At 57.3% G+C, this 10,776-nt stretch carries 8 protein-coding genes and 1 pseudogene; 1 reads left to right on the forward strand and 8 read right to left on the reverse strand.

Translation table 11 applies throughout. The features are described from left to right. Positions 1-16: 16 nt before the first annotated feature. From PHP59_RS09200 to PHP59_RS09210, 3 genes are all read right to left on the reverse strand, one after another. Positions 17-610: a PH domain-containing protein gene (locus PHP59_RS09200; RefSeq protein ID WP_300166269.1), complete on the reverse strand. Its 594-nt coding sequence runs from the start codon at positions 608-610 to the stop codon at positions 17-19. 543 nt (positions 611-1,153) lie between these two features. Further along, the gene (locus PHP59_RS09205) at positions 1,154-2,146 is read right to left on the reverse strand and encodes a TIGR03557 family F420-dependent LLM class oxidoreductase (protein WP_300166271.1); all 993 of its coding nucleotides are present in this window, start codon (positions 2,144-2,146) and stop codon (positions 1,154-1,156) included. Positions 2,147-2,744: 598 nt separating this feature from the next. After that, positions 2,745-4,121 (reverse strand): PAS domain S-box protein, encoded by a 1,377-nt coding sequence (locus tag PHP59_RS09210; protein WP_300166273.1) that lies wholly within the window; start codon positions 4,119-4,121, stop codon positions 2,745-2,747. 714 nt (positions 4,122-4,835) lie between these two features. Between PHP59_RS09210 and PHP59_RS09215 the strand changes: the two genes are divergently transcribed. Next, entirely contained in the window at positions 4,836-5,414 is a 579-nt protein-coding gene (locus PHP59_RS09215; protein WP_300166275.1) for a nitroreductase family protein, read from the forward strand. Positions 5,415-5,458: 44 nt separating this feature from the next. On the opposite strand, the gene mch is transcribed toward PHP59_RS09215, so the two are convergent. The 5 genes and pseudogenes from mch to PHP59_RS09240 all read right to left on the reverse strand — a co-directional run. After that, positions 5,459-6,403: a methenyltetrahydromethanopterin cyclohydrolase gene (gene mch, locus PHP59_RS09220; RefSeq protein WP_067052174.1), complete on the reverse strand. Its 945-nt coding sequence runs from the start codon at positions 6,401-6,403 to the stop codon at positions 5,459-5,461. A gap of 62 nt (positions 6,404-6,465) precedes the next feature. After that, positions 6,466-7,590 (reverse strand): ORC1-type DNA replication protein, encoded by a 1,125-nt coding sequence (locus tag PHP59_RS09225; protein WP_300166278.1) that lies wholly within the window; start codon positions 7,588-7,590, stop codon positions 6,466-6,468. Positions 7,591-7,649: 59 nt separating this feature from the next. Next, a complete protein-coding gene (locus PHP59_RS09230) occupies positions 7,650-8,201 on the reverse strand; it encodes a hypothetical protein (RefSeq protein ID WP_300166280.1) in 552 nt (183 codons plus the stop codon). A gap of 56 nt (positions 8,202-8,257) precedes the next feature. Beyond that, the gene (locus tag PHP59_RS09235; protein ID WP_300166282.1) at positions 8,258-9,793 is read right to left on the reverse strand and encodes a beta-ribofuranosylaminobenzene 5'-phosphate synthase; all 1,536 of its coding nucleotides are present in this window, start codon (positions 9,791-9,793) and stop codon (positions 8,258-8,260) included. 523 nt (positions 9,794-10,316) lie between these two features. Beyond that, a pseudogene (locus PHP59_RS09240) lies at positions 10,317-10,776 on the reverse strand (phosphoglycerate mutase); the annotation flags it as partial.

Genomic DNA, 10,776 nt, shown 5'->3' on the forward strand with positions numbered 1-10,776 from the left:
AAAAAGGGGGGAAAATTCACTCCTTCTTCTCTGTCATCCCCTCAAGCACCCGGCGGATCGCCTGCAGTTCGGCGAGCACCGCGTCCTCGGGTGCCGGGACAGTCTCCTCGCCCCCTGTCGTCGCCGCCACCGGCGGCCTGCCGCGGACCTGGGCCATGATCAGTTCCCGCACCTCCTCGGGCTCCTCGACACCCTGGATGCGGATCTCGGCCTGGGCCTGGGCCGAGTACCCGGCCGTCTGGATGCGGAGGTCGGAGATGCCGAAGACCCGCATCAGCGGCCCCTGCACGATATCGACATTCGTGATCCTGTTGTACGGCACGATGCCCGTCCCCCTGAACCAGACACCCCTCTTCCAGGTCATCTCTGTCCCGCCGAGGTGGTAGACCACGCTCCGGTAGTAGAGAGGGATCCAGACCGCCACAAAGATGACGACCGCGATCAGACCCCCGGCAAAGAGAGTGTTGAGCACCGGTTCGTCGGCAAGGAAGACCGGGAAGAGGATGAAGACAGCCGCGAGCAGAGTCGTAAGGAAAAGATAGAGGAAATAATATGTCTTGAACTGCGGGGCTGGCTTGAAGTCCTCCCCGATTGTGATGGGACCCGTCATGTGCAGATTTACTCCTCCGGCCACATCAAGGTATGGTCGCCGCCGAACCAGTATATGAGACGTGGTCGGAAGGGCATATCGGTAGACATAGAATGATCTCGATGCGCCCGAACCACCTTCATCGAGACTCTCTCCCCTGTGATGGGAAGAAAGATCGTGCTGGTCACCTGCCGGCCATCTTCTCAAGCAGGTCTCTAATCCCCCACAGTTCTGCGACGAACGCCTCCTGCCCGCCCTGACAGGGACCGGTGCGAGACGGCAGACTCAAATCCTTCTGGAGGGGCGGCCCGTCTGATCGACATGTCTTCCCTCACGCTCGCGCTGGGTGCGCTGTCCCCTGATTCCCGGATAAAGGATCATATTCATAGTAATCCTTCAGAATTGATCGTTCCGGGCACTCCTCCGCCCCTATCCTCCGTGGTGACGATCCGGGAACCGGAAGGGGGTGAGAAACATGGAGTGTTTCCGAGGTTCGGCAACCCCCCTTCAGTCAAGGATTTCCACGGAGCAAAAAATATGAAGATTTTCCGTACACCCTGCGGTTCAGTCCTTGAGGTGTGGAATGATTTCTTTGAATACGTCGATGCCGTAGTTCACGTCAGGGCTGGAGTTTGAAAGAGCGAAGTGGTTCATCCCGATATCCTTGTAGACCTCGATCTTCTTGATCAGATCTTCCGGGTCGGTTGCTATGACGAAGGACGCTTCCTTTGCTTCACGGCTCATAAGGTTGCCGTGCATCTCAATTTCTCGTGAATCATAGACCTTGTACGTTACCATGGCAGGTGCCAGTGCTCCGCACCAGAAGTCCAGGGCATCGAGGGCCTTCTCGTAGTCGGGATCGATGGAGTAGAAGAGCGTCATTGTGCGCTCCATTTCGTCCGGATTCTTCCCCGCATCTCTCGCACCCTTTTCAAAGTTTGGCAGGGTAACGTTCTTCAGATGATCCGGCGGAGAAATCACTGTAATAAGGTGGTCGCCGTGTTGTCCGGCAACATACGATCCGATCGGGCCAATTCCACTGAAGTAGAGGGGAACCTCATCTTCGGGCTTTGTGTACAGGAACGCCTTGTCGAGGGAGTAATAATCGCCCTTGAAGGTGACGTTTTCGTCGCTTTCCCAGAGCTTCCGCATCACTTCGACGGCCTCGACAGTCATTGCCCGGCGTTCGGCTCCACTTGGCCATTTGCCGACAACCGGGACTTCATTCATGGCCTCGCCGGAACCGACGGCAAGTCCCACTCTTCCCGGATACATCTGGCGCATTGTTGCAAATGCCTGGGCGACAATTGCCGGCTGGTAGCGCAGGATCGGACAGGTGATACAGGTGGACATGAAGATCTTCTTTGTCGCCTGAAGTGCTGCGCCCATCCATACCCAGGACTGCCCACACTCGGCATTCGTGTGGTGCCAGGGGTGGAAGTGGTCGTCTACCCATACCGAATCAAAACCGATGTTCTCTGCTCTGACTGTCTGTTCAAGTGCTTCCCGTGGAGTAGAATTTTCCAGAGTTACACCGTAGCCAATCTTTGTCTCCATGTTAATTCCTCCTCTGACGGGGGGTATTGTCGGCATGGACAGTCACGTAAAGGTTCAAATACTCATTTGACGAAGTCTTTTTCTCAATCCTAGGGATGGAGTTGAGTTCTGATATTCACCCGGGAATTTGCAAGGTTTCAAGAGTGAAATTCGGATCTCCTCTGCCCATGTATACGGTAACGCCTTCCGTCAGTTTCTGTGCAGAATTCGTCCTACACACTTTGTTTGTCCACGTTTGTACCTTATTATCGTAGCTTTTATTGATGGTCAATAGGATTCTGGCGGTTTGTGTTGTGATTGCCCTTGTTCTCCTGAGAGTTGGGCTTTTTAGTAATCCTCGGGATTGAGCTGTGTAGAATCAGGCATGAGTCGGGAGCACGCCTCAGGCATACCGCATGAACATTGTTCTGGGGAGATCTTCTGGGTGTTGAGGGATCCTTGCTCCCTCTCAATCGCGACATGGCAGCGGGGAGATCATGAAGAGGGAGTTGTCGTCCCTGGCGCTCTTATCGTGAGAAATTACAGAATATTTTCCACGGCCAGAGATCTCTCTCGTCCAGGTACATTCTCCTGGCGACCTTTTGTTCTTGACTCGCCACTAGATTGATCCAGAGGAATTCTCCACATCTGTTTTCTGAGAGGTTACCGCTGCGCTCAGTTCCTCCGGGAGATTCATCATAAACGAGGCGATCTCCCCTGTCGGCAGTTTAAATACGAAGTGTGTGAGCCAGGGTGACGTTTCATTCCTGATATATTGCAGAGGGTGGCTAATCTCTGGAATTCCACTGATATTAACCCTGTTCAGCGTTTCACGCACGGTGTTGACCGGGCCGTCCGGAAATGTTTCAAAGAGTTTTTTCCCGATTATTTCTTCTTTTTTTATCTGTAATATAATTTCAAAGGCTTTGTTGACATCTTTGATGATGAAATCGTCTCCATCATCGACCGGTTGATATATCAGCACGCCGGTGCAGGTGCCATTAAAAAACGAGTGGTACCGCGACTCATTAAATTTGAGTTCTTTTTTTGCCATTCTATCTGCTGTAACATCTATGAAAAAGACAGCATACTCTCGGGCTTTATTTTCACTTGCGATGTGGGTGAATACTGCTTCGAAATACGCTCTGCCCGATCTGGAGGAAGACAGGACGTGCTTTCTTCGTAACAGTTCAAAATCACATACTAGATCTATTTTTTCGATTTCTCCGTGCATTGCTGCTTTTTTTACCTTTCCTTTCTGGCAGAAGAGATTGAATAGATTTGTATTTATCAAATCGTGATAATTTTCCACTCCTATTAGATTGAGGGATGCCGCATTTGCATTGATGATATTCCCCTCTTCATCGAAGAATAGGATGCCACTCGGAACTTTTTTAAAGATCGTCCGTAATTTTTCGTCGCTGACAAAAAGTGCCTCTTCGGTTTGTTTATATCGGGTGATATCCCGCAGACTGATCATGATATTTTGGTTTCCGTCAAGAGAAACTGTTGGAATAAATGTTATTGTATAAATCTGGCCGGTATTTTCATCAGTATGCTGGATCTCATTGAGGAACGTCTCTCCATGGGCCATTCTGTGAATATTTTTTTTGATTGAGAGGTCAGAGAAAATATCCAGTCTCATGTCAAAAATATTGTTGCCGATAAGTTCTCTCTTCCGTGTTATGTCGAATTTTGTAAAAAAACTTTTATTCGCCATGAGAATTCGTGCATTGGTGTCCATAACAACGATGATGTCGGCCGTATGATCAAACATGGACATTGTGGGGATTCTTTCTGAAATGGTATAGAGCCTTGATTTCCCATAGTGATCCATCGTCACCTGGCCGTTAAATCGCATGATCTCCAGATATTTGGAGACAGTGCTTCGATGCATCCCAAGATTTCTTGCAATTGCAGAAATAGATACCTTTTGTGGATTTTTTTCAATTAAATAGTCCCGAATAGTATTGAGTCTTTCCTGATATGTTTCCATCACAGAAAATCGTATTTACGTGGTGTATATAGATTTTGATCGTATTTGTTGCTCCACAGATGCTTTTCAGGGACCCTGGCGCTCCTCTCAGCGGAATGTCGACACAACGTAACGAATGGTTTCTCTTTGCAGGAAGTGCGTGGACTGACGTGCACAGGAGAGGTGCAAGAATGGGCTCCGTGCCTCCGAGCCGCTTGAAACCGCTCAATGTTGGGCCGGGAAGGCAGCATGGAAGATCCTGAAGAAAGGATTGCCGTCCTCCCTCTCTCTTCGTCGTGGGGGTCCGGGGGAGACCCCCGGGCAGGAGAAAACCGTTCGGTCTGGAACATGTGCTTCAATCCGGATGAATGATCAGATCGAAATTATTCGGGGATATGATCAGAGAGGGGTTCTGGTACCAGGTGTGTCCAGGGGCACGAGCGAAGACCTCCTGTGAAATCTTTTCATGCGGTATGTCTGAAGCATGCTTTCGGCTCATGCCCAATTCTACAGAGCCTAAATATTATCTCTTGAACGGGGGGGCAGGCTTGAAGTCTTTCCCTATCGTGATCCGGTCTGTCATAGACGGTTACCTCTCAGCCACACTCCTCTGTTCGAGAGGATAAAGATCTGGCAGGCCCCGTTCCTCTCCGGATGCTTCATTCCTATATCCTGATCCCGGAGCAGATCGGGACCTGACAAAACATTATATCTCACGGTGCGGCAGGGCGACCCATGCCGACTGACGTTGAGATGGTCCTCGCGGCCATCAGGGGAAGGCGGAGCATCAGGGCGTACGAGGAACGACCTCTCGACGAGGAGACCGTCACCGCGATCATCGACGCCGGGGTCCACGCCCCGACGGCCATGGGGCTCCAGCCATGGAGGTTTATCGTTGTCAGGGACCGCGGCCTGATGAAGCAGATCTCCGACTACTGCAAACCGGTCCTCCGCACCATGCTGGAGGGAGCCACCGACGAGACGTCAGTAGGGTTTTTGGCCCTCCTCTCCAGGGAGGACTTCGAGATCTTCTACGGCGCCCCGGTGCTCGTCCTCGTCCTCGGAAACGAGAAGAACCCGTACAGCACCTATGACTGCACCCTCTGCGCCGGGACCATGATGCTTGCCGCCCATGCGATGGGGATCGGGAGTTGCTGGATCGGTGCGGCCGGACCGGTCGCCGGCAGCCCTGAACTGATGAGGGCGCTGGAGGTACCGGCAGGCTATGAGATCATCGCCCCGTTGATCTTCGGTTATCCCGGAGAGCGTCCAGAGATGCCGGCGCGGATAAAGCCCATGGTCACCTGGCTCTGAGTAATAGGGGATGATGATGCCCCTTTTTTTGTAAAAAAAAAGTATTACTGGAGACCGAAGGACTGCAGGGTCACGTCGGGGTTGACCTCGCCGACATGATAGACGACGCCCTCGGAGATCTCGTTGATGACCACATCTGCCGGGGAGAAGAGCGACGTGTCGATCTTGTAGAAGTCGTAGCCCGCTTCCTTGAAGATCTCGTTGAAGGGCTTGCCGTAGCCCTGGGACGTATTGGACGGGATCTTCCCGAGGTAGTCCTTGATCTCCGGGGCATTCATGGTGAGGGCGATCTGGCCGTGGTAGATGGTGGCGTCGTTCGTGACACCCATCGCACGCTTGGCGCCGCGGACCGGCGGGACCGGGGCGGTGCCGAAACCGGCGACGATCTTCCTGGTGTCGAAGCCGAGTTCGTTCAGCTTGTAGACTGCGGTCTCCACGCAACGGCCGGCGACCTGGACCGAGCCGACGATGGAGGAGGTGGGGGCGACGATGGCGCAGGTGTTGGCGACGTCCACCTTGCACGCGTCGGCGATCGTCTGCATGACCTCGCCGTTCGGGAGGTGGTCGCTCTCCAGGCAGATCACGGCTGAGTCGCACTCGTCCTCGTATCCGATGACCTCATAGGTGTGCTTCGGCTTGAGGGAGAGGGCGCGGGCCGGGCCTGAACCCATCGCGAAGTAGTTGCCGACCTTGATCGTCCAGCCGGCCTTCTGGGCGCCGAGGCAGGAGACCGAGGGGAAGTCGGTGGAGACCTCGATGAAGGGCATCGGGATCCCCTTGATCTGTCCCATCGTGAGATTCACGTCGGCGAGGCCGCCCATGCAGATCTCGGTGAAGGTCCGGCCTGCCTGGTACCCGCCGGGAACGGAGACGCCTGCATCGACGATCCTGGCGCCGTTGTCAAGTTCATGGGACGCCGCGTTGTAATCATCGGGATATTCGAAAATGTCGTTGAAAATGTCAAGGGCCTGTTCATTCACGCTCAGCATGGAAATATCACCATTCACATAAACAACGCGGAGAGAATAGATAAGACTTGCCAATCGATCGCTCAGGCCAGGAGTTCGAGGACGCGTTGCGGCTCGTATCGCAGCGTGATAACACGCGTTCGGCCCCGTCCCTGCCTGTAATCGAGGTTGATCAGCCGCATCGCATCGAGCTTTTTGACGATCTCGTAGAAGCGGGTATAGCCGATTTTCATCACCTCTTTTGCACGGGTATAGACCTCTCCCGCGTTCATCTCTCTCCCTTCGCTGCTCATGCCTGCGATGGTCTTTAAGAGGACTTTTTCCTCGTCCTTCAGGGTCCGCAGGGTGAAGGAGAGGTGGAGGTACTTCGAGATCTGGTAGGCCAGGCAGATGTCGTCCTCCTCGATCTTCTTTCTCGCGTCCTTCTCGGCATTGAGGGCGGCACGCTTGAGGAGGTCGAGGCCGACCCGCAGGTCGCCGCTCTTCATCGTCTGCTCGACGACCAGGTCGAGCATCGCATCGGAGAGGACGCCGGGGTACAGGCCGCTCATCACCCTCTCGGTGAGGATGTGGCGGGCCTCGTCCGCGGAGTACGGGGGGAAATAGATCTCTGTCGGCCTGAAGACCGAGGCGACCCGCGGGTCCACCTCGCGCGAGAGGTCGACGTTCATATCGGAGATGATCGCGATCACGCCGATCCTGGTGCCCGGATAGGACTCGTGCGACCGGAGGAGGGCGTACAGTACCCGGTTGATCTCGTTCTCGTACAGGAGGTAGTTGGCGTCGTCGAGGGCGACGAGCAGGACGATCTCCTCCTTCTGGAGGATCCGGGCGACGGCGTCGAAGACCTGCTTGAAGGAGGTGCCGGAGGCAGGCGGCAGGTGGCCGGAGAGTTTCCGGTAGATCTGGGCGAAGACCGCGAACTTCGTGTTGTCGATCTCGCAGTTGACGTAGACGGGCACGAGTTTCTTGGTCTCGGCCTCGATCTCGGCGAAGAGTTTTCGCACGCTCGTCGTCTTGCCGGTGCCGGGCAGGCCCCTGCAGATCGTGTTCAGGGGCCGGCCGCCCCGCGCTCCCGGCCTGATCTGGAAGGCGAGTTCCCGCATCTGCGTCTCCCTGTGGTTGAACTGCTCCGGGACATAGTCGATCTCGAAGACCTCGGGGTCCCTGAAGAGTGTCTCATCCCACATGAGGAGATCCTTTGTCATCACCTATTTCCTCGATTTTTCTCTATTTATAGGCTGTAGATCTTTACTTTTACCCTCCCTCACTGGTGGTGAGTCAGGCGGTCCATACAGGCCTTGCAGAGCGTCTTGTTCAGGAAGAGGTTGCTCATCTGTTTCTGGGTCTTCGTGACGGGCTCGCCGCACTCTTCACAGGCGGCGGCCGCTGTCGGGGCCTGCGGCTGTTCGGGCTTTGGTGCCGGTGCGGCGGTAGGTTCTGGTTCCGGGGCAGCGACGGGCTGTGGTGCTGGTGCGGGTTCCGGGGCGGCGCCAGGTGCCGGTTCGGGCACGGCCTCCGGGGCCTCCGCTTCCTCTGCCTCGATCGGGACCAGGACGGTCTGGCCCCCCTCTTCGGGCTGCGGGGGCAGGGGCGCTTCGACGGGTTTCATCGAGAAGACCCGGCGGCGGTAGGCGTCCACACGCTCGGCCGTCGCTTCGTCGCCCCTGCCAAGGCGGGCGAGGGTGGTGTCGAGGAAGCTCGCGAGGTCGTCGGCGTCCTCCTGCGATCCCACCTCCCCGCTCACCTCCAGGCGGAGGTTCTCGTAGTTGTCCAGGTTGACGGTGATTCCAAGGGTAAGAGTCTTTTTTGCCGGCATGGTACTCACTCTACTATGGGCGGCATATCTATATCTGTGTATATTTGTCCGGGGATTCAGGGGGATGCCCTGACCTCCGCCCCGCGGTTCCGGGCGCGGGTGAGGAACGCCGTCCCGCCGGTCTCTACCATCGCCTCCTCCGCGGCCCCGAGGGCGTCCTGCATGCCGGTGTCCCCGATCGCGTAGACAGTCGGGCCGAAGGAACTCAGGCCGACTCCTGCGGCGTCGGTCGCCCTGAGTGCGGCGACGAGGTCGTGGATGAGAGGGGGCTGGAGGCTGTGTTCGACACGTTTGAACCCGAGGCCCTGGATCGCGTTCACCGCCGTCCCGAAGAGGTCGAGGTCTTTCTCAACGATGCCGGGGAGCATTTGCATCAGCACCGTGTGGCAGAGCGCCTGCACGTCGCCGATGGGCACCGGGCAGTACTGCCTGAAGATGTCGACCTCGGCCTTCCCGTTCGCGCCCTCGGGAATGGCGGGGGTGGCGAGGAGGATCTGCCAGTTCTCGGGGACGGGGTGCCTGAAGAGTACGGGGGCGGGCCTCACGCCGCCTGAGGCCGCCGACGGCCTGAAGTCCGACTTCTCTCCCGAGGGGCCGAAACTGTGCCCGCCGTCGATGATGAAGCCGCCCGACTCGAATGCCGCGGTCCCGATCCCCGACGTCCCGCCTCTCCCGGCGATCGCCGCGATCTCCCTGACATCCATGGGCCGGTACAGGGCGGTGAGGGCGCGGGCGGTGGCGAGGGCGATCTGGGTGCCGCTGCCGAGGCCGATGTGTCCGGGATAGGTGCGGTGGAGCGTGATCTCGGCGCCTCCCCGGACGCCGAGGGCGGCAAGGACTTTTTCTGCGGTCTTTTTCACTCTCTCCGCGCTCTCCCCCTCTCCTCTCACCGTGAGTCCGTCGCTCTTTTTCGCCTCGACGACGACGGCCGGGTCCTCGACCGAGAGGCCGATCCCGCCGTCGACCCTCCCCGAACTCCCGTTCATGTCGATGAGGGTCATATGGATCCGTGCCGGGGCCTCCACGATCACCCTGGCCTCGTCGGTGAAGTTGCAGTACGGGAAAGTTTCCCTGATGGCGATCAGGGGTTCTCCGCGGGTGATGATCCGATACCTGCGGGAGAGGAGGGGTTCGTGGCGGAAGATGCCGAAGACGCCGCTGATGCCGGTGCCTGCCCGGCACATCCGCACGTCATCGAGTTCGCGCCGCGCCTCGATCCGGTGCTTCTGCATGATCCGCCCGATCGGGATGTCAGCCCGCATCAGGTCGTCCTTGAATGAGGGGTCGAGGCGGGAGAGCGGGGTGTCGGACGCCGCGTACAGGAGTGCCTTCCCGCTCTCCTTCTCGTTCAGGGTCACGATCCGGTGGTTGACCGCTTCTCCTGCACGGATACCGAGGGATGCCGCCACGCGTTCGTCGGCAGGCACCACCTCCTGCGAGAGCGTCTGCACCGTCACCTCACAGCCCAGCACGTTTTCCAGAAGAGTGGTCACGGAACCGTCGGTGCCGAGAAGGATCTTCTGCATCGGCGAGAGAGTGCCGACATCCTTCTCCAGTTCCCGGAGTTTTCCGGCGATATTAAATGATGCCATGATCTTCATCAGCCATGTGTCCCGGAGGTCTGGCCCAGGACGGTCAGAACATTATTCCATGGGGAGGATATTATAGTACACCCGCCAGCGGCAGATGATGATAGTTACCCCCTCTGATCCATGATGAAGCAGGGTGCTGATGCCGCTTCCCTTTTGAATGATCTGTGCGACACTTTTTCGGGCGTGAAAATGCCGCCGGTGTTTCCATCGACGCGGCTCTGGAGAATTTTCTGGAGAGGGTACCGTGTCAGGATAGGAGGTGAGTGGCGATATCCCCCTCTGAACCTCGTGTTCACTCTTCCCTGGGCCAATCGCAAGGGGGACGACCGAAGGGAGTCGAGAAGACAAAGTCTTCGAGGTGCGAACGAAGTGAGCATGGGAAGGTCGAAGACCTTCGAGCAGTCCCCCGGTCAGGATTGTTGGGAAGGCGGTTGATCGGCGCTCTCCGTGTGGTCCCGCAGACATCGATCCGATCATGAAGGGAATCTCCCGACCCGAAAAAAAGAAAAATCTATCCTGCCCTTCACGCCGCCTTCCGCCCGAAGAGGAGGGGCAGGAAGTCCGCGGCCTCGTGCAGGCCGAACCCACCCTTCGCCGCCTCCTTCTCCGAGAAGCAGGCGGTGCTGTCCTGCACGCCGCCGCGGATCGCGAAGGGCACCGGCGTCCTGGTGTGGGTCTTCAGCCGGATCGGGGTCGGGTGGTCGGGGAGTACCGCGACCGTGCCGTCGAAGTTCTCCAGGATGGTGCCGATGAGACCGTCCACCCCTTCGATCGCCTTCACCTTCTCCTCGACGCCGCCCATGTGCCCGGCCTCGTCAGGGGCCTCCACATGGACATAGACGAAGTCGAGGCGCTCGATCGCGTCCAGGGCGTACCGCGCCTTCGCCTGGTAGTCGGTGTCGATGAACCCGGTCGCGCCCGGGACATGGATCACCTCCATACCGGCATAGCGGGCGATCCCGTTGAGGAGGTCGACCGCCGAG

The organism is Methanofollis sp. (assembly GCF_028702905.1).
In the GTDB taxonomy this organism is placed as follows: domain Archaea; phylum Halobacteriota; class Methanomicrobia; order Methanomicrobiales; family Methanofollaceae; genus Methanofollis.